15 protein-coding genes and 1 pseudogene are annotated in these 18,894 nt (G+C 74.0%); 3 read left to right on the plus strand and 13 right to left on the minus strand.

What is annotated here, in order from left to right; translation table 11 throughout:
* Positions 1-374: 374 nt before the first annotated feature.
* Positions 375-1,340 carry an LPXTG cell wall anchor domain-containing protein gene (locus AB0O11_RS20205; protein ID WP_363388564.1) on the plus strand — a complete coding sequence of 322 codons (966 nt, stop codon included), beginning with the start codon at positions 375-377 and terminating at the stop codon, positions 1,338-1,340.
* A 91-nt stretch (positions 1,341-1,431) separates the two neighbouring features.
* Here AB0O11_RS20205 and AB0O11_RS20210 read toward each other — a convergent pair whose 3' ends face one another.
* From AB0O11_RS20210 to pdhA, 3 genes are read right to left on the minus strand one after another with little or no spacing between them, the layout of a single operon-like run.
* A complete protein-coding gene (locus AB0O11_RS20210) occupies positions 1,432-2,877 on the minus strand; it encodes a dihydrolipoamide acetyltransferase family protein (RefSeq protein ID WP_363388567.1) in 1,446 nt (481 codons plus the stop codon).
* Between the two features lie 15 nt (positions 2,878-2,892).
* A complete protein-coding gene (locus AB0O11_RS20215) occupies positions 2,893-3,870 on the minus strand; it encodes an alpha-ketoacid dehydrogenase subunit beta (RefSeq protein WP_363388701.1) in 978 nt (325 codons plus the stop codon).
* Positions 3,867-5,027 (minus strand): pyruvate dehydrogenase (acetyl-transferring) E1 component subunit alpha, encoded by a 1,161-nt coding sequence (gene pdhA, locus AB0O11_RS20220; protein WP_363388569.1) that lies wholly within the window; start codon positions 5,025-5,027, stop codon positions 3,867-3,869. The genes AB0O11_RS20215 and pdhA overlap by 4 nt, the downstream gene beginning before the upstream one ends.
* Before the next feature lie 419 nt (positions 5,028-5,446).
* Here pdhA and AB0O11_RS20225 point away from each other — a divergent pair, with 419 nt between their 5' ends.
* On the plus strand, positions 5,447-6,106 hold the full coding sequence (locus AB0O11_RS20225) for a response regulator transcription factor (protein ID WP_074001879.1): 660 nt from the start codon (positions 5,447-5,449) through the stop codon (positions 6,104-6,106).
* Positions 6,107-6,171: 65 nt separating this feature from the next.
* A complete protein-coding gene (locus tag AB0O11_RS20230) occupies positions 6,172-7,275 on the plus strand; it encodes a phosphotransferase (protein WP_363388573.1) in 1,104 nt (367 codons plus the stop codon).
* Between the two features lie 5 nt (positions 7,276-7,280).
* Here AB0O11_RS20230 and AB0O11_RS20235 read toward each other — a convergent pair whose 3' ends face one another.
* The 10 genes and pseudogenes from AB0O11_RS20235 to AB0O11_RS20280 all read right to left on the minus strand — a co-directional run bounded on the left by AB0O11_RS20235 (position 7,281) and on the right by AB0O11_RS20280 (position 18,871).
* Complete coding sequence (locus tag AB0O11_RS20235; protein ID WP_363388575.1) at positions 7,281-8,990, minus strand: protein kinase; 1,710 nt, start codon at positions 8,988-8,990, stop codon at positions 7,281-7,283.
* A gap of 112 nt (positions 8,991-9,102) precedes the next feature.
* Positions 9,103-10,548, minus strand: a complete 1,446-nt coding sequence (locus AB0O11_RS20240) for a protein kinase (protein WP_363388578.1) — start codon at positions 10,546-10,548, stop codon at positions 9,103-9,105.
* Between the two features lie 293 nt (positions 10,549-10,841).
* Complete coding sequence (locus tag AB0O11_RS20245) at positions 10,842-11,456, minus strand: bacterial proteasome activator family protein (RefSeq protein WP_363388581.1); 615 nt, start codon at positions 11,454-11,456, stop codon at positions 10,842-10,844.
* Between the two features lie 321 nt (positions 11,457-11,777).
* Positions 11,778-12,602 (minus strand): hypothetical protein, encoded by an 825-nt coding sequence (locus AB0O11_RS20250; protein ID WP_363388584.1) that lies wholly within the window; start codon positions 12,600-12,602, stop codon positions 11,778-11,780.
* Between the two features lie 149 nt (positions 12,603-12,751).
* Positions 12,752-13,729: an NAD(P)H-quinone oxidoreductase gene (locus AB0O11_RS20255; RefSeq protein ID WP_363388587.1), complete on the minus strand. Its 978-nt coding sequence runs from the start codon at positions 13,727-13,729 to the stop codon at positions 12,752-12,754.
* 42 nt (positions 13,730-13,771) lie between these two features.
* Positions 13,772-14,833 carry an NAD-binding protein gene (locus AB0O11_RS20260; RefSeq protein WP_363388590.1) on the minus strand — a complete coding sequence of 354 codons (1,062 nt, stop codon included), beginning with the start codon at positions 14,831-14,833 and terminating at the stop codon, positions 13,772-13,774.
* Positions 14,834-14,960: 127 nt separating this feature from the next.
* Complete coding sequence (locus AB0O11_RS20265; protein ID WP_363388593.1) at positions 14,961-16,169, minus strand: molybdopterin molybdotransferase MoeA; 1,209 nt, start codon at positions 16,167-16,169, stop codon at positions 14,961-14,963.
* Positions 16,166-17,108: pseudogene (locus tag AB0O11_RS20270) on the minus strand (NTP transferase domain-containing protein). Before AB0O11_RS20270 ends, AB0O11_RS20265 begins: the two are co-directional and overlap by 4 nt.
* Before the next feature lie 16 nt (positions 17,109-17,124).
* The gene (locus AB0O11_RS20275; protein ID WP_363388596.1) at positions 17,125-18,081 is read right to left on the minus strand and encodes an MBL fold metallo-hydrolase; all 957 of its coding nucleotides are present in this window, start codon (positions 18,079-18,081) and stop codon (positions 17,125-17,127) included.
* Positions 18,082-18,223: 142 nt separating this feature from the next.
* The gene (locus tag AB0O11_RS20280) at positions 18,224-18,871 is read right to left on the minus strand and encodes an NAD(P)H-dependent oxidoreductase (protein ID WP_363388598.1); all 648 of its coding nucleotides are present in this window, start codon (positions 18,869-18,871) and stop codon (positions 18,224-18,226) included.
* Positions 18,872-18,894: the final 23 nt, after the last annotated feature.

Raw genomic sequence — 18,894 nt, forward strand, 5'->3', positions numbered from 1 at the left:
CCACGCGGCATACGGGTGCGCCCTCCGGGCTCCGGTCACCCGGCGTCGCCCGGGTGGTGGAACGGAGACGTACCCTGACCGGTGGGGCTCCCCTATCCGGCCGCGTAAAAGTCACCGACCTGGCCGAACGATCCGGACCTTCCGGATCATTCATGTCATACCAACCACTACCTGAGTGGCCCCCGAAGCCCGCCGAAGAGTCCGAAAATTCTTCGGAACTCATCTGCAACCCCCGCCGAGGATGCGCGTCTATACGGGTGAAGGCACGGAGAGCGAGACCGGCAGAGCCGGGGGGCGCTTCCGCTCGGCAGGAGCGGGGCCGGTCGTCTTCACCCACTCACACCATCAGCACGATGACCCTGGGGAGTCACGTCATGCGCATGCCCGTTATCACCCGTTTTGCGAAGAATGACCGCACGCTCTCCGGCCGCCGCCGCCTCGCCGCCCTCGCCGCCACCGCCGTCCTCGCCGGCGGCGTCCAGTTCCTCGCCACCGACACCGCCTGGGCCTGCGGGGAGAGCGACACCACCACCCGCGCGAAGACCACCGCGAGCGTCGCCGAGGCGCCCGCCGCCGACCACCAGGGCTCCTACCAGGCCGGGTTCATCATGACCCCGGGCAACCGGACCATCACCGCGGGCGGCCCCAAGGTCGAGGTCGGCGTCAGCGTCACCAACTTCACCGGCGCCCCGTACCAGAACGTCTCCGCGCTGCTCGGGATCTACAACCCGGCCGCCGGCGGCCTGGAGGCCAAGGACGTCACGGTCGAGGTCGCCTCCGCGGGCGGCTGGAAGCCGGTCAAGCTGGTCCACGGCGGCTGCGACCCGTCGCTGTACTCCGTCGAGTCCCCGGCGACCACCGCCCCGCGCCTGGAGAACGGTCGGGCCGCGAACTTCCTGTTCCGGGTGGGGCTCTCCGCGAAGGCTCCCAAGGAGACGACCGGGCTCGAGTTCGTCGCCCTCGCGAAGGCCCCCGGGTTCCCGATCACGAGCAGCGAGTCCCGCAGCTTCCACGTGGCGCGGGCCGCCGCCCCCGCCCCCAGCGCGAAGCCGACCACCCCGGCCAAGCCGAAGCCGACGCCCACCAAGGACACCAAGCCCGCCGAGCCCGCCGAGCCCGCCGCCGACAGGACCAAGGACACCGCCCCGGCCGCCCCCGAGGCCCCGAAGACCTCGACCCCGGCCGCAGCCCCCGCCACCACGGCGCCCGCCGGCACCCCCGAGCTGGCCCAGACCGGCTCCTCCTCCACCAACACCTTCCTCGCCGTCTCCTCCGCCGCGCTCCTCGCCCTCGGAGCCGGCGTCCTGATCGCCGTCCGCCGACTCCGTCCCCAGCGCTAGTCGAACGGGCGGTCGCAACGAAGGGGCCCTCCTCCGCACGGCGGTGCGGAGAAGGGCCCCTTCTTCGGTCCTGCGAGGTCCTACCGGGCCGTCAGCCCCAGGTGATCAGGCGCTTCGGGTATTCCAGCAGCGCGGCCACGTCGGCCAGCACCTTGGAGCCCAGCTCCCCGTCCACCAGCCGGTGGTCGAAGGAGAGCGCGAGCGTGGTCACCTGACGCGGAACCACCTTGCCCTTGTGCACCCACGGCAGCTCCCGGACCGCGCCGAAGGCGAGAATGGCCGCCTCGCCCGGGTTGAGGATCGGGGTACCGGTGTCGACGCCGAAGACGCCGACGTTGGTGATGGTGACCGTGCCGCCCTGCATGTCGGCCGGCGAGGTCTTGCCCTGGCGGGCGGTCTCCACCAGCTCGCCGAGCGCGACGGCCAGGCCGGACAGGGTCCTGGACCCGGCGTCCTTGATGTTCGGGACGATCAGGCCGCGTGGGGTGGCCGCGGCGATGCCGAGGTTCACCTGACCCTTGATCACGATCTCCTGGGCCGCCTCGTCCCACTGGGCGTTGATCTCCGGGTGGCGCTTGATCGCGGTGAGCAGCGCCTTGGCGACCAGCAGCAGCGGGCTGACCCGGACGTCCCGGCCCAGCTCGCCGCTCTCCTTGAGCCGGCGGACGAACTTCATCGTGCGGGTCACGTCGACCTGCACGAACTCGGTGACGTGCGGGGCGGTGAAGGCCGAGGCCACCATCGCCTGCGCGGTCGCCTTGCGGACGCCCTTGATCGGCACCCGGACGTCGCCCGCGGTGGGGGCGGACACCGGCACCTCGACCCCGGCGACCTCGGCGACCTCGGCCACCTCGGTCACCTCGACGGCCGGAGCCGCCGGAGCGGCCTGGGCCGCGGCGTGGGCGTGCACGTCCTCGCGGGTGATCACGCCGTCCGGGCCGGTCGGGGTGACGGCCCGCAGGTCGATGCCGAGGTCCTTGGCCAGCTTGCGCACCGGCGGCTTGGCCAACGGCCGCTCACCGACCGGCACTTCGGCCACCGGGGCGGGCGCGGCCGGAGCCGGGGCGACCGGGGCGGCGGGCGCGGCCGGAGCCGTCTTCGACGCGGTGACGGAGGTCTTGGTGGTGGTCGTCCGCCGGGCCCGGCGCTGGGTGCCGCCGGTGCGCGGGCCGTACCCGACCAGCACCTCCCGGCGCTCCGGCTCGGCCTCGGCCTCGGCGGCCGGCGCCTCGGCGACGGGGGCGGGCGCGGGCACGGCGGCCGGAGCGGCCCCCGCCTCGCCGGCCACCGCGACCGAGATGATCACGGTGCCGACGTCGACCGTCGCGCCCTCCGGGAAGAAGAGCTGCTCGACGACCCCGTTGAACGGGATCGGCAGCTCCACCGCCGCCTTGGCGGTCTCGACCTCGCAGACGACCTGCCCGTCGGTGACGGTGTCACCGGGCTTGACGTACCAGCTGAGGATCTCGGCCTCGGTGAGGCCCTCGCCCACGTCGGGCATCTTGAACTCGCGGAGCGAGCGAACTTCGGTGGTCATCTTCGCTCCCCGGTATCAGTACGCCAGCGCGCGGTCGACGGCGTCGAGCACGCGGTCCAGGTCGGGCAGGAAGGCCTCCTCGACCCGGGACGGCGGGTACGGCGCGTGGTAGCCGCCGACCCGCAGGACCGGCGCCTCCAGGTGGTAGAAGCACTTCTCGGTGAGCCGGGCGGCCAGCTCGGCGCCCATGCCCATGAAGACCGGCGCCTCGTGCACCACGACGGCCCGACCGGTGCGCTTGACCGACTCCTCCAGCGCGGCGAAGTCCACCGGGGAGAGGGAGCGCAGGTCGACGACCTCCAGCCGGCGGCCGTCCTCCTCGGCAGCCGCGGCGGCCTCCAGGCAGACCTTGACCATCGGGCCGTACGCGATCAGCGTCGCGTCGGTGCCGGACCGGACGATCCGGGCGTCGTGCAGGCCCAGGTCGGCGGCGGCGCCGACCTCGCCCTTGTCCCAGTAGCGGCGCTTGGGCTCCAGGAAGATGACCGGGTCGTCGGACTCGATCGACTGCCGCAGCATCCAGTGCGCGTCGTGCGCGCTGGACGGGGTGACCACGCGCAGACCGGCGGTGTGCGCGAAGTACGCCTCGTGCGACTCGCTGTGGTGCTCGACCGCACCGATACCACCCGCGTAGGGGATGCGCACGGTGACCGGCAGCTTGACGTGGCCCAGCGCACGGGCGTGCATCTTGGCCAGCTGGGAGACGATCTGGTCGAAGGCCGGGTACACGAAGCCGTCGAACTGGATCTCCACGACGGGGCGGTAGCCGCGCAGCGCGAGGCCGATCGCGGTACCCATGATCCCGGACTCGGCGAGCGGGGTGTCGATCACCCGGTCCTCGCCGAAGTCCTTCTGGAGGCCGTCGGTGATCCGGAAGACGCCGCCGAGCTTGCCGATGTCCTCGCCCATCAGGACGGTCTTCGGGTCGTTCTCCAGCGACGTGCGCAGCGCTCCGTTCAGCGCCTTGGCGATGCTCAGCTGACCGGCCATCAGTGGGTCTCCCCCGCCTCGAAGGAGGCCGCGTACTCGACGTACTCGGCCCGTTCCTCATCGACCAGCGTGTGCGGCTCGCTGTACACGTGGTCGAAGATCAGGGTCGGGTCCGGGTCCGGCATGCCGCGCACGCCCTCGCGCACCCGCAGCCCCAACTGCTCGCTCTCCGCGTCGAGGGCGGCGAAGAACGCCTCGTCGGCCAGGCCCTCCTTCTCCAGGTGGGCGCGGAGCCGGGTGATCGGGTCCTTGGCCTTCCAGGCCTCGGTCTCCTCGGCGTGCCGGTAGCGGGTGGGGTCGTCGGAGGTGGTGTGGGCACCCATCCGGTAGGTGAACGCCTCGATCAGCACCGGGCCGTTGCCGCTGCGGGCGTGGTCGAGCGCCCAGCGGGTGACAGCGAGGCAGGCCAGCACGTCGTTGCCGTCGACCCGGACGCCCGGGAAGCCGAAGCCGGAGGCGCGGCGGTACAGCGGGATCTTGGTCTGGGTGGTGGTGGGCTCGGAGATCGCCCACTGGTTGTTCTGGCAGAAGAACACCACCGGGGCGTTGTAGACCGAGGCGAAGGTGAAGGCCTCGTTGACGTCGCCCTGGCTGGAGGCACCGTCGCCGAAATACGCGATCACCGCGTCGTCGGCGCCGTCCTTGCTGACGCCCATCGCGTAACCGGTGGCGTGCAGGGCCTGCGCGCCGATCACGATGGTGTACAGGTGGAAGTTCTTCTCGTTCGGGTCCCAGCCGCCGTGGTTCACGCCGCGGAACATGCCGAGCAGGTTCAGCGGGTCGACGTCGCGGCACCAGGCCACGCCGTGCTCGCGGTACGTGGGGAAGGCGTAGTCGCCGGGGCGCATGGCGCGGCCGGAACCGACCTGGGCGGCCTCCTGGCCGAGCAGCGAGGCCCACAGGCCCAGCTCGCCCTGCCGCTGGAGCGCGGTGGCCTCGCCGTCGAACCGGCGCACCAGCACCAGGTCGCGGTAGAGGGCGCGCAGCTCCTCGGGAGTGGTGGTGAGGGGGTAGTCCGGGTGCTCGACCCGCTCGCCTTCCGGCGTGAGCAACTGGACGAGCTCCGGCTGGGCGTCCTTGCCCGTGGCGCGGAGGGTGTCAGGGACGCCGGGGGCCGCCTTCTTGCGAGCCCTCGCCGTGCTTTTGACGGTCACGTTCACTCCTCGGTCTGTCCGGCCACCCGGGGTCGCCGGTGACCGGTCCGGTCACCGCCTCGCGGGGCGCGCGTGGGTGTGCGCTCCCCCTGCGGGGCAGTGGTGATCCTGTTCCGACGGCGTCCCTCACGAGAACGTTACCCAGCGTCCGCCCTCGACGCGCTTGCGCTAGGACGTCCTACTTGTTCAGGGCCTACAACCCCGAGGGTGCTGCGTTCGGCTCGCCGTCGGAAGGGTGGGGGTGACGGTCGGCGTGACGCAGCTCTCAATTCGAGCGCCTTCAGGACACCAGCGCACGTTATCCGGGCAGGCGCCCGTGCGTAAGGGGGTTCTCGGTATCGGTTTCGGACGGCTGTGGCCGGATCCCGTCGTGACGGGAGTGCGGGCGATAGGTCTTTCGTAGGATGATATGGGAGGCTTTGGACGTGACTGATAACGGACAAATCAGGGTGTTCCTGCTCGACGATCACGAGGTCGTCCGACGGGGCGTGCACGATCTGCTCTCGGTCGAGGACGACATCGAGGTGGTCGGCGAGGCCGGCACGGCCGCCGAGGCACTCACCCGGATCCCGGCGGTCCACCCGGACGTCGCAGTGCTCGACGTCCGGCTGCCGGACGGCAACGGGGTCGAGGTCTGCCGCGAGATCCGGTCCAAGCTGCCGGAGATCAAGTGCCTGATGCTGACCTCGTTCTCGGACGACGAGGCGCTGTTCGACTCGATCATGGCCGGCGCCTCCGGCTACGTGCTGAAGGCGATCCGCGGCACCGACCTGATCACCGCCGTCCGGGACGTCGCGGCCGGCCGCTCGCTGCTCGACCCGGTCGCCACCAGCAGGGTGCTCGCCCGGCTGCGCGACGGCGGGGAGAAGGAGGACGAGCGGCTCGCCCAACTCACCAAGCAGGAGCGGCGGATCCTCGACCTGATCGGCGAAGGTATGACAAATCGTCAGATCGGTAACGAGTTGCACCTGGCCGAGAAGACGGTGAAGAACTACGTCTCCAGTCTGCTCGCCAAGATGGGCATGGAGCGGCGCACCCAGGCGGCCGCCTTCGTGGCGCGGCACCAGGCCGACCACCAGTACTGACCGGACGGCTGCACAGAACTGACGGCTTGTCAAGGGCCCCTGCAAAGGGGCCATAACCTCTCCACGTGACTTTCAGCCAGACCCTCGCCTGCGCCCCGGCCCGCCCCGACCTCTCCGCACCGCCGATGGGGACCCTCAGCCCACCCGTCCCGCTGGGCGCGCTCGCCGAGGTCCTGGCCCGCTACCGGGTAGGACGGCTGCTGACCGCCGAACCCGTCGCCGAGGGCCTGCTGAACCGGGGGTACCTGGTCACCACCGAGGCCGGTCCGCACTTCCTGAAGTGCTACGTCGACTCCGCCACCGCCAGCCGTCCGAAGATCCTCGCCCACCACCGCGCGATGGCCGCGCTGAACACCCTCGGACTGCCCGTCACACCCCCGCTGGCCTGCGCCGAACGGTCCGGCACGGTGGCCGCCCGGGGCGGCCGGCTGTTCGCGCTGTTCCCCTGGGTCGACGGCCGGCACCGGCACGGCGGCGAGCTCGACCCGTCGCAGTGCGACGCGCTCGGCGCGCTGCTCGGCCGGCTGCACGGCGCGCTCGACGACGTCTGCGCCCCGCTCGAACAACCCGTCGGCTACCGGAGCTCCGACCCCGCCGACAGCGCCGGACTCGCCCGCGACCTGCGGCGCCGCGCCCGGAAGCACCACCCGGCCGGGGAGCTGGACGCCCTGGTGGTGGAACGGCTCACGGAACGGCTGGAACTGCTCGCCGAACACGCCCACCGTCGCCCCGCCCCGGAGGCTGCGCCGCCCACCGGCTGGACCCACGGCGACTTCCACGGCCTCAACCTGCTGTACGACGACGACCCGCAGGGCGGCGGCCGGGTGGCGGCCGTCCTGGACTGGGACAAGCTCGGACCGCAGCCACGCGCCGAGGAGGCGGTCCGGGCTGCCACGCTGCTCTTCAACGACCGGTCGTCCGGCGTCCTCGACCTGGTCCGGGTCCGCCGCTACTCACAGGCGTACCGGGCCTCTGGTGCCGCCACCGCCGAGCACCTGGCCGCCGCCGTCCACCGGGTCTGGTGGGAGCGGCTGAACGACTTCTGGATGCTGCAGTGGCGCTACCAGCGGGCCGACCACCGGGCCGACCCGCTCTACCCCGCCTCCGCGGGGCAGCTGGCGTGGTGGTGCCAGGAGTACGAGCAGGTCCTGGACGCCTTCACCAACTGACCGGGTCAAGGAGTCAGCGGCCCGGCCGGCGTCGACTTCGAGGTCGGCGGGGCCGAGTTGGCGGGCGGGCTGCCCCCGCCGTTCTGCGGGGGCGCCGTCGACGCCGGCGCCGTCGACGCCGGCGCGGTCGCCGTCGGCGTGTGGCTGGCGGTCCCGGTCGACGTCGGGGTCGGTGAGTGCTTGCCCGAATTCGGCGACGGCGACATGTTGTTGCCGTTGTTCCCGGTGTTGTTCCCGCTGTTGTTGCCGGGGTCGGTCGGCTGCTGCGGCTTCTTGGTGCCGGAGACCGAGGCGGGCGGGGTCGGTAGGCCGCTCTGGGCCGGCGTGGTCGACTCGGTGGTGCCGACCACCGGGACCTGCGACGAGGGCACCGCGGGGTCGATCTTGTCGCCGCCGCTGAGCGCGAACGCGATGCCCGCACCGGCCGCGACCAGCACGGCGATCGCACCGGCCACCCAGGCCCACGGCCCGCGCCGCCGGCCGGGGCCCTCGTCGTCCTCGCCCGCGCCGTTGCCGCCGTACGGGCCGCCGGCCGCCGGGTAGGGCGAGGAGGGGGTGTGCGGGCCGCCCGTCGAGTACGGCAGCACGGAGGTCTGGTCGCCCGGGCGCACCGCGCCGAAGGCCGCGGTGGCCGCGGTCTGGTCCGGCCGGAGCACCTGGGTCGCGCCGGTGTCGCCCGCGGCCGCGCCGACCCAGCCGGCCCCGGCCGCGTCGTGCATCTCGCGCAGCGCGTGCTGCACGTGGGCGCGGAACTCGTCGGCGTCCTGGAAGCGGTCGTCCGGGTTCTTGGCGAGCGAGCGCAGCACCAGCGGGTCGAGGCCGGCCGGCACCCGGCCGTTGGCCTGCGAGGGCGGCACCGGCGGGTCCTGGACGTGCTGGTAGACCACCGACAGCGGGGTGTCGCCAGTGAACGGCGGGCGCAGCGTGAGCAGTTCGTAGAGCATGCAGCCGGCCGCGTACAGGTCGGAGCGGTGGTCGACCGGCTTGCCGAGCGCCTGCTCGGGCGAGAGGTACTGCGGGGTGCCCATGACCATGCCGGTCTGGGTCATCGTGGTGGCCCCGCCGGTCAGCGCCCGGGCGATGCCGAAGTCCATCACCTTGACCGCGCCGGCGTTGGTGATGCTCACGTTGGCGGGCTTGATGTCGCGGTGGACGATGCCGTTGCGGTGGCTGTAGGCGAGCGCCTCCAGTACACCGGCGATGATGATCAGTGCCTGGTCGACCGGCGGCGCCTCCTCGTCCGCCAGCAGCTCGCGGACGGTGCGGCCCTCGACCAGCTCCATCACGATGTACGGCGTGGACTCGTCCCCGACGTACTCCTCACCGGTGTCGTATACCGAGACGATCGAGTGGTGGTTGAGCGCCGCGACGGCGTGTGCCTCGCGGGTGAAACGCAGCCGGGCGACGTCGTCCTGGGCCAGGTCGCCGCGCAGCAGCTTGACCGCGACGGTGCGGCCGAGCCGCACATCCTCGGCCGCGAACACCTCGGCCATGCCGCCGCGCCCGAGCCGGTGGGTCAGCCGGTAGCGGCCGTCGCCGACGGTGCTCAGCGGCACCGCGGTGCCGCGGCCCGGGGTCTGCGGGCCGCCCGCGGCGACCGGGGGCAGCGCCGAGGTCGCGGCCTCGGCGCCGGGCTGGGGAATCCTCGGGGTTCCGCCGGTCCGGCCGACCGCCCGGACACCCGCGTCGTCGTCCGGCTGCTGCGTCTGTGCCATCGCTCCTCGCCCCGGGCGTTCGCTCGGATCGCGGTGCCCTGTCGCTTACGTATCCCCGAACGCTACCGCCTCCGGCGGACCGCCGTGGCACCCCCGGACCTGCCGGAAACCCTCAGAGCAGGCCATTCCGGTCGGCCGGGAGGTCGACGACCAGCATGTTGGCGGGAAGGGGTGCGTGGCTGAACTTGCCGCCGGTCTTCTGGTTCGCCTTGTTGACCACGATCGCGATGATGATGCCCGCCAGGACCAGCACGCCGATGATGATCCCGATCACGACCGCGGCCGTCGAGCAGCCGCCGCCGCTGGTGGGCTGCTTCGGCTGCTGGTACGGCGGCATCGGCTGCGGCGGCGGGGTGTGCGCCTGCGGCCCGCCCTGCTGGAGGTACTGGGGGTGCGGGGTGTGCGGGGCCTGCGGCCGCGGGGGCTGGAAGGCGGGCGGCGGGGTCTGGTACTGCGGCTGCCCGCCCTGCTGGAGGTACTGGGGGTGCGGGGTGTGCGGGGCCTGCGGCGGCGTCTGGTAGGCGGGCGGCGGGGTCTGGTACTGCGGCTGCCCGCCCTGCTGGAGGTACTGCGGCTGCTGCGTCTGCGGGGCCTGCGGAGCAGCGTGCACCGAGCGCGGGCCCTCGTTGATCACCAGCGGGGTGCTGGCCTGCAGCTTGTGCCCGCTGTCGCCGCCCTTGGCGGCCGCGATCAGCCGCTCCGCCTCGTCCCGCATCGCCGCCGCGCTCTGGAACCGGTGCGCCGGGTCCTTGCGCAGCGACTGGGCGACGAAGGCGTCCACCTCGGGGGTGATCGAGCGGTTGAGGGCGGAGGGGGCCGGCGGCTCCTCCTGGACGTGCTTGTAGGCGATCGAGAACGCCGAGTCGCCGTCGAAGACCAGCTGCCCGGTGATCATCTCGAAGAGCATCACGCCGACCGAGTACAGGTCGGAGCGGGCGTCCACCGGCTTGCCGAGCGCCTGCTCGGGCGAGAGGTACTGCGGGGTGCCGACCACCATGCCGGTCTGGGTCATCGACGTGACGCCGGATTCCAGCGCGCGGGCGATGCCGAAGTCCATGACCTTGACGTTGCCCTTGCGGTCGAACATGACGTTGCCGGGCTTGATGTCGCGGTGCACCAGGCCCATGTCGTGCGAGGCCTCCAGCGCGTTCAGCACGCCGACGGTGACCTTCAGCGCGTCCTCGGCCGGCATCGCGCCGTGCTGGCCGATCGCCTCGTTGATCGCCTCGCGCAGGCCCTTGCCGTCGATCAGCTGCATGACGATGTACGGCGTGCTGAAGCCGTCCGGGGCGACGTCCTCGCCGCTGTCGTACACCGTGACGATGTTGGGGTGCTCCAGCCGGGCCACGGCCTGGGCCTCGCGGCGGAACCGTTCCTTGAACGAGTCGTCCCGGCCCAGCTCGCTGTGCATGCTCTTCAGCGCGACCTGCCGGTCCAGCACGCTGTCGTAGGCGAGGTGCACGGAGGCCATGCCGCCCTCGCCCAGCAGCCGCTGCAGCACATAGCGGCCGTTGCCCCGGGAGAAGCCCTCGACCGCCGCGTTGCCGTGCTCGCTCATGGTCCTCTGCTCCCCCTCGGCTCGGCCGTGCTTGCCGCAGCCTGACGTTCGGTCTCGTCCGTGCGTGGTGGGCCCGGCCCGCTGGCCTGGCGGGCCCCTGCCGCGGCGGTTCCACCGGCCGGCGACAGGGGCCAGGGTATCGGCTCACGCCGACGGTGATCGGTCCAGGGCCGGGCCCGGCCCCGGGCCACCGGCGCTCGACGCGGGTGGCCCGGGGCCGGGACGGATCGTCGTGGTACGTCCGGTCCGACGGCGGTCCGGACGTACCTACCGGCGGGTACCGCCGGCTGCGGCTACAGGTAGGGGCCGGAGCGGATGCCGCGGCCCTGGCCCAGCTCGTCCTCGTCCGGCTCGCCGCTGTGCAGACCGGGCGGCAGCGCCCGCCGCATCTGCTCCAGCTGGGCCCGCGCCGCCATCTGCTGCGCGAACAGAGCGGTCTGGATGCCGTGGAACAGGCCCTCCAGCCAGCCGACCAGCTGGGCCTGGGCGATCCGCAGCTCGGCCTCGGTCGGGATGGTGTCGTCGGTGAACGGCAGCGACAACCGCTCCAGCTCGGCAACCAGCTCCGGGGCCAGCCCCAGTTCGAGCTCCTTGATCGAGCTCGCGTGGATGTCCTTCAGCCGGGCCCGGCTCGCCTCGTCGAGGGGCGCCGCCCGGACCTCCTCCAGCAGCTGCTTGATCATGCTGCCGATGCGCATGACCTTGGCGGGCTGCTCGACCATCTCGGTCACCGGGAGCTCACGCGGCACGTCGCCCTCGTCGTCCCCGCCCCCAGCCGTGCCCGCGAACCCCTGGCCCACGGGCAGCCCGTCCGGTCCGACGATCAGCACCTTCTGGCCGTCCTGCGACTGCCCGCCGGCGGCCCGGAAGGGCTCCTGCGACGGGCGCTCGTTCATCGGATTCGTCATGAACGACATTCTCCCTCACTGGGGTTGGTCGGGCGGAAGCCCCCGGTCGTCCCGCCGTCCTGCGCCACCCGTGACGAAGGTACGCCGCCGGGCGCCCCGCGGGAATCCGTACGGGTACTCAGTTCCCGCGTCCCGTCCGCCGACTGCCCACCGACCGCCCGCCGGCGGCGCCCCGGCCCCGCCCGCACCGGCCCGCCGCACCGCCCCCGCCGAAACCGCGGCCCGTCCCGGGCGCGCCGGACCTGAAAACCGGTCCCGGCCCCGCACCGGATCTCCACACCCGGCGGGGGCCACTGCCCTGCCGGCCGCGGCCCCTGCACGTCAGCCCTTGCGCAGCCGCAGGCCGACCAGTCCCAGGCCGCAGCCGATCAGTCCCAGGCCGACGCCCAGCGGGAGCTGGGTGGTGGAGGCGTCCTGCCAGCGGGCGGGAAAGAGCGCGGGCACGGCGGCGACGGGCGCGACCGGCTCTCCGGCGGCCGCCGCGACGGTGTCCGGAGCGGCCGGGACCGGAGAGGCGGCACCGCCGGGGATCCCGGCCTCCGCGTCGGCCTCCGGCCGCTCGGCCACGCTCTGCGCCGGGGCCTGGCCGGGAGCCTGCTCGACGGCCTGGTCCGGCACCTGGCCGGGAGCACGCTCGACGCCCTGCGCCGGAGCCTGGTCGGGAGCGTGCGCCGAGGTCTGGACGGGAGCACGCTCGACGCCCTGCGCCGGAGCCTGGTCGGGAGGCTGCTCCACGGCGGCACCGGAGCGCCCGGGCAGCGAGGCCAGGTGATGCCGGTGGGCCTGCGGGAAGCCGCCGCCCAGGTGTGAACGCGGCAGCGGCCGCCGCGGCCGGTGCCGCAGCCGCGCAGCCGCCGCCCTGGACGCGCTCGGCTCGGCACTCGGCTCGGCACTCGTCCCGGCCCCCGGCGAGGACAGCCCCTCCGGCGAAGACCGCCCCTCCGGCGAAAACAGGGTCACCGGCAAGGGCAACGCCGCCGGCGAGGGCAGCGCCACCGCCGCCGAGGCGGCGGCCAGCGGGAGGGTGAGCCCCAGCACGGCCGCCGCGATCAGCCGCTGCGCGCGGCCCGGTGAGCGGCGGGAAGTACGACGGTGATGCGGCGCCGCGGGCAGCGGCCCAAGGGGTGCGTGCAGTGATGCGGCCACGGTCGGAATCCTTCCGACGGCCGACGGCGCCCGGAGGCGGGATCGGCGGCGGGACTGCTCCGGACCAGGCTCGCACGCTCCGGCCCGTACGGCATTTCGGGCGATTTACCCCCGGTTCCGTTACCGACCCGCCGCCGGCTTCCCGGCGCTCAGGCCCGCAGCACGACCTTCCCGACCTGCTCCCCGCGCTCCAGCACCCGGTGCGCCTCGGCCACGTCGGCCAGCGGCATCACCCGGTCCACCACCGGCTTCACCACCCCGGACTCGACCAGCGGCCACACGTGCTCCCGCACCGCCGCCACGATCGCCGCCTTCTCCGCCAGCGGCCGTCCGCGCAGGTTGGTGGCGATCACCGCCCCGCGCTTGCGCAGCAGCGCGTTGAGGTCGAGCTCGCCCTTCACCCCGCCCTGGAGTCCGATGATCACCAGCCGCCCGTTGACCGCCAGCGCGTCCACGTTCCGCTGGAGGTACCTGGCACCCATGATGTCCAGGATCACGTCCGCCCCGGTCCCGCCGGTGGCCTCCCGGAGCGCCTCGACGAAGTCCTGCTCGCGGTAGTCGATCAGGATGTCCGCGCCCAGCTCGGCGCACCGCGCCAGCTTCTCCGGGCTGCCCGCGGTGACCGCGACCCGGGCGCCGACCGCCTTGGCGAGCTGGATCGCCAGGGTCCCGATCCCGCTCGCGCCGCCGTGCAGCAGCACCGTCTCGCCGGGCCGCAGGTGCGCGGTGAGGAAGACGTTGGACCACACCGTGCAGGCGACCTCGGGCAGCGCCGCAGCCTGCTCGACGGACAGCCCCTTGGGCAGCGGCAGCAGCTGACCGGTCGGCACCGCGACCCGCTGCGCGTAGCCGCCGCCGGCCAGCAGCGCGCACACCTCGTCGCCGACCGCCCAGCCGGACACCCCGGGCCCGAGCGCGACGATCCGCCCGGCGCACTCCAGCCCCGGGTAGGGCGAGGCGCCGGGCGGTGGGTTGTAGGAGCCCTGCCGCTGGAGCAGGTCGGCACGGTTGACGGCGGTGGCCGCCACCTCGACCAGGACTTCGCCCTCGGCGGGCACCGGGTCGGGCACCTCGGCCCAGACCAGTGCCTCGGGACCGCCGGGTACGGGAATCGTCATCGCATACATGCCCCGAACCTACTGCGGGCCGGGGCGGTTCCACGGCGTGGCTCAGCCGGTCGGCGCGACTCCGCTGGACTTGATGACGATCACCCGGTCGGTGAGCTGGAGCACGGCGGCCTCCGGCTCGGTGTAGTTGAGCACCCGTCGGCCCCGGACCACCGCGACCACCAGGTCCGCGCACTCGCGCGGGCTGTGCCCGGCCTCGGCCCGGGTGACCGGGCGCTCCACCACGTCCAGCCCTTTGCCGTACGTCAGCAGGTCCTCCATCACCGCCCCGGCGTGCGGGCTGAGCATCGACAGCCCGAGCAGCCGCCCGGCCGAACTGGAGCTGGTCACCACGACGTCGGCACCGCTCTGGCGCAGCAGCGGAGCGTTCTCGTCCTCCCGGACGGCGGCGACCACGGTGGCGGACTTGTTCAGCTGGCGGGCCGTCAGCGTGATCAGCACGGCGGTGTCGTCCCGCTCCGGTGCGACCACCACCCGCGCGGCGGTGGGCAGCGCGGCGCGCACCAGGGTGTCGGTGCGGGTGGCGTCGCCGACCACCCCGACCAGGCCGTGCTGGGCGGCGTGGTCGATCACCTTGCGCTGCGGGTCGACGACGACGATCTCCTCCTTCTTCACCCCCTGTCCGAGCAGGGTGTCGACGGCGCTGCGGCCCTTCGTCCCGTAGCCGATGACGACGGTGTGCTCGCGCACGGTGGACCTCCAGCGGTTCAACCGCCATTGCAGGCGGGTCCGTTCGGTGAGCACCTCCAGGGTGGTGCCGACCAGGATGATCAGGAACACCACGCGCAGCGGGGTGATCACGAAGATGTTGGTGAGCCGGGCGCTGTCGCTGTACGGGGTGATGTCGCCGTACCCGGTGGTGGAGAGCGTCACCGTGGCGTAGTACGCCGCGTCCAGGAAGCTGAGCCCATCGCCGGCGTTGTCGTTGTAGCCGGCCCGGTCGAAGTAGACGATGAACGTGGTGGCGACCAGTACGGCGAGCGCCAGCAGCAGCCGGGAGCCGACCTGCCGGACGGCGGGCGCGGCCCGGCGGGCGGGCAGCACGATCCCGGCGTCCGCCCACGGCTCGGTGCCGGGTGCCGGGTTGCGTCGCAGGCGGCTCATGCGCCCACCTCTCCCCCGGCGTCCGGACCGGGGTGCCCCCACCGTTCGGCAGCCGCTTCGCCGCACGCGCACCTCGTGATGGTTCTCCCCCGGCCTCCGGCCGTGGGGACCCCTGTGCCTCGCTCGCTCACGGCACCTCCAGGAGTTCGACCGTCTCGCCCGCCGCCGCCCCGCCGGGCGGCACCACGGCCAGCGCCTCGGCCCGGGCGAGCCCGCGCAGCATCGCCGGTCCGTCGAAGGCCAGCGGCAGGACGCCCTCGGCGGTCCGCCGGACCGGCTGGAGCCGGGTGTCCGTCGGGTGCCCGGGCAGCACCGTCGCGGCGGGGGCGAGGACGGGGGCGCCGACGGTCCGTCCGCTGCGGGCGTGCAGCAGCGGCAGGACGAGGGTGACCATCGCGGCGACGGCGGCCAGCGGATTGCCCGGCAGGCCCACCAGGTGGCGGCCGCCGGGGAGTTCGGCCAGCAGCATGGGGTGCCCCGGCCGGGCGGCGACGCCGTCCACCAGCAGCCGGGCACCGGCCTCGGCGAGCGCCCGGTGCAGGAAGTCGACCGGCCCGGCGGCCGTTCCGCCGGTGGTGACCACGAGATCGGCGGCGGAGTGCCGCAGCGCGGCCAGGAGCAGATCGAAGTCGTCCCGGACGTACCGGACTTCGGCCGGATCGGCACCGGCGGCCCGCAGCCAGGGCGGCAGCAGCGGACCGAGCGCGTCCCGGACCAGGCCCGGCCCGGGCACCCCGGAGATGAGCAACTCGTCGCCAAGAATGAGCAGTTGGACTTTCGGACGGCGGTGGACCGGCAGCCGGTCGTGGCCACAGGCGGCGGCCAGGCCGAGCACGGCCGGCCCGACCGGCGTGCCGGACGGCAGCAACTCCTCACCCCGGCGGCACTCCTGGCCGCGCGGGCGGACGTCCTGGCCGGTGGTCAGCGGCTGCGGGCCGCGGTCGTACAGCAGCGCGCCGTCCGTCCGACCGTGCTCACGGCGCAGTACGGCGGTGGCGCCGGCCGGCAGCTGGGCGCCGGTGGCGATCTCCACGGCGGTGCCGTCGGCCAGCGGTGCCGGCTCGGCCCCTCCGGCCAGCACCCGGCCGGCGACCCGCCACGGGCCGGGACCGGCGACCGCCCAGCCGTCCATCGCGGAGGTGTCGAAGGCGGGCAGGTCGGTCAGCGCGCCGAGCGGCTCGGCGAGGGTGCGGCCCAGCGCCTCGGCCAGCGGGACTCCGACCCCGGGCAACGGGCTCAGCCCGGCCCGGCGCGCGGTCTCGCGGGCCCGGGGCCAGCTCAGCACGTCGGGGGCGGTGGACGGTGCGGCCACGGTGGTCCGTCCGACCGTGCTCACGACTCGCCCGGCCGGTCGGCGGCGCCCCAGCCCTCGGCGAGGGCCTCGGTCCGCCGGGACGCCTCGGCGACGGCCTCCGCGCCGCCGCCCCGCTGGGCGGCCGCGTAGCCGATCAGGAAGGCGGTCAGCGGCGCGGCCGGCCGGGCCACTCCGTGCGCGACCACCCGGGCCGTGTCGAGCAGACCACGGACGTCCACGTCCAGGTCGATGCCCAGGTCGGCCTTGACCTCGGCGATCCAGTCATCCAGCGTGCGCTCCATGCGCCCATGCTGCCCGATCGGCGGATTCCCCGAGGTGTTCGCCCCGTGTGCGGGGCACGTCGTTTCGATCACACCCCGGTGCCGGCGTCGGCGGGGTTCGGCTCCGGTCGCGCTCGCGGGCCCGCTCCAGGTCCTCCCAGGTGTCGCAGTCGTGGGCGGCGTTGTCGGTGTCGGCCACCCGTATCCCGCTCAGCCCGCCGAGGAAGCGCCGCAGCGACTGGCCGGCCGGGTCGCCGAGGGCGGCCAGCGCGTCGCGCAGCGCCGCGGTCCGGTAGGCGGCGGCGAGCGGCTGGTCGCGGCCGCCCGCGTCCACCAGCACGGCGGCGTCCCCGTTCGCCCCGGCCCCGTCGAGGGCGGTGACCAGCCGCTCCACCGTCCGCCCGTCCAGGAACGGCAGGTCGGCGGCGAGCAGCAGCACGGTGTCCGCGGTGACCAGGTCGAGCCCGGCCGCGACGGCGGCGACCGGCCCGCCACCGGGCGGCTGCTCCCTGGTCCAGCGGACTCCGGCCCGCGCGGTCGGCCGGGCCGGGCCGACCACGACGGTGGTGCGGGCGCCGGCGCAGGCGGCGAGCACCCGGTCGAGCAGGGTGGCCTCGCCCACCGTCAGGCCCGGCTTGTCGGCCCCGCCGAGGCGCCGGGCGGTCCCGCCCGCCGGGACGATCACGTCGTACGGCGTCATGCGGCCAGTATCCGCCCTACTCCGCCGCGGTCCCGCCGTTCTCCGTGGGCTCCGGACCCGCCTCGGCCCCGGACCCGGCGGCCTCGGCCGCACGGGCGGTGTTGGCCGCCGCGCCCAGCTCCAGGAAGGACGGCAGGGTGAGCTCCCCGTACCGCTCGTTCATCGCCGTGACCAGCGCCTCCGGGTCGTCCGGGTGCGCGGCCAGCAGCCGGTCGAAGTCCTGGAGGTACTCGCCGGTGAAGGCCAGCACCCGGGCCGCGTCGTCGCCCTGGTCCGGGGCCCGGTGGCCGGCGATCACCCGGTCCGCGCCGAGGTCGGCGATCCGGCCGAGGTTGTGGCCCCAGGTGGTGCGCTGGGCCGGGGTGGTGTCGGCGGTCCAGGGGTGGGTGCCGTTGTGGACGAAGTCCCCGGCGATCACGGTGCGGATGCTCGGCACGTGGACGACCGTGGAGTCCCCGCAGTCGGCCTGGCCGAGCAGCAGCACCGGGATCACCTGGCGGTCGAGCATCAGCGGCTGCGGCAGCAGCGGGGCGGGGATCAGCGGGTGGTCCGGGATGTCGTCGCCGTACACCGGCTTCCACTGCGCGACCTTGGCGGCGACGGTGCGCCGGATGCCGTCGACCACGGCCGGGGCGGCCAGCAGCTGCGCGTCGGGGAAGAGCCGCAGCACCTCCTCGGCGCCGAAGTAGTGGTCCGGGTGCTGATGGGTGACCACGACGGCGAGCAGCCGCCTGCCCTTGCCCGCGACCCACTCGGCCAGCTCGCGCCCGGCGCTGCGGGTCAGCTGGGCGTCCACCAGGATCGCGGTCCGCTCGCCGAGGATCAGTGTGGAGGTGGCGAAGAAGGCCGACTCGGGGCCGGTGAAGACGGCGACCTCCAGCGGCCGGGCGGGCCGCTCCGCCCCGGGGAGCTCGATGGGCTGGGTGTCCGCGGGCTCGCCGCCGGCGCTCTCCTCGGGCGGGGACGACGTCACGGGCTGCTCCCTCTGGTCGGCGGACGGGTTCCCGGCGCGGACCCTCCCCGCGCGGTCGGTTCTCCTGCGCCCTACAGCATGGGAGCACTGCTGCCCGATTCCGCGGAAGGCGCGCCCGGTGCGGCACGCCTTCCGCGTCACGTCACACCGCGGCCCGGGCGGCGAGCTCCTTGGCCCGGCGGGCGGCCTGCTCCAGGGCCCGGGCCTTGGACTCGGCGGCGTTCGGGATGAAGTCGGCCATCGCCGGGACGGCCGGCGCCAGGGTGAACTCCGGGACGATGAAGTCGACCTCCAGCCCAAGCATCCCGGTCAGCACCTTCTCCAGGTACGTGGTGACGAACTCGTAGGGCTCGCGCGGGGCGCCGGGCGCGTACGAGCCGCCGCGGGCGGCGACCACGGTGGCCGGGGTGCCCTTGGCGGACGGCTGCTCGCCGGCGGTGCGGCCCATCAGGATCACCTGGTCCAGCCAGGCCTTGAGGGTCGACGGGATCGTGAAGTTGTACATCGGGCTGCCGATCAGCACGGCGTCGGCCCGCTCCAGCTCGCCCATCAGCTCGTCGCGCAGCGCGAAGGCGGCGGACTGCTCGGCGCTGTGGGCCTCGGCCGGGGCGAACCCGGCGCTGATGCCGTGCACGTCCAGGTGCGGCAGCGGATCGGCGGCGAGGTCCCGGTAGATCACCGTGCCCTCGGGGTGCTCGGCCTCCCAGGCGGCCCGGAAGGCGGCCGTGACCTCGCGGGAGACGGAGCCGTCGGTGACCGCGGAGGAGTCGATGTGCAGGAGCGTGGGCATGGCGGGGCCTCCAGAGAATAAGT

The organism is Kitasatospora sp. NPDC093102, from assembly GCF_040683915.1.
Classification (GTDB): domain Bacteria; phylum Actinomycetota; class Actinomycetes; order Streptomycetales; family Streptomycetaceae; genus Kitasatospora.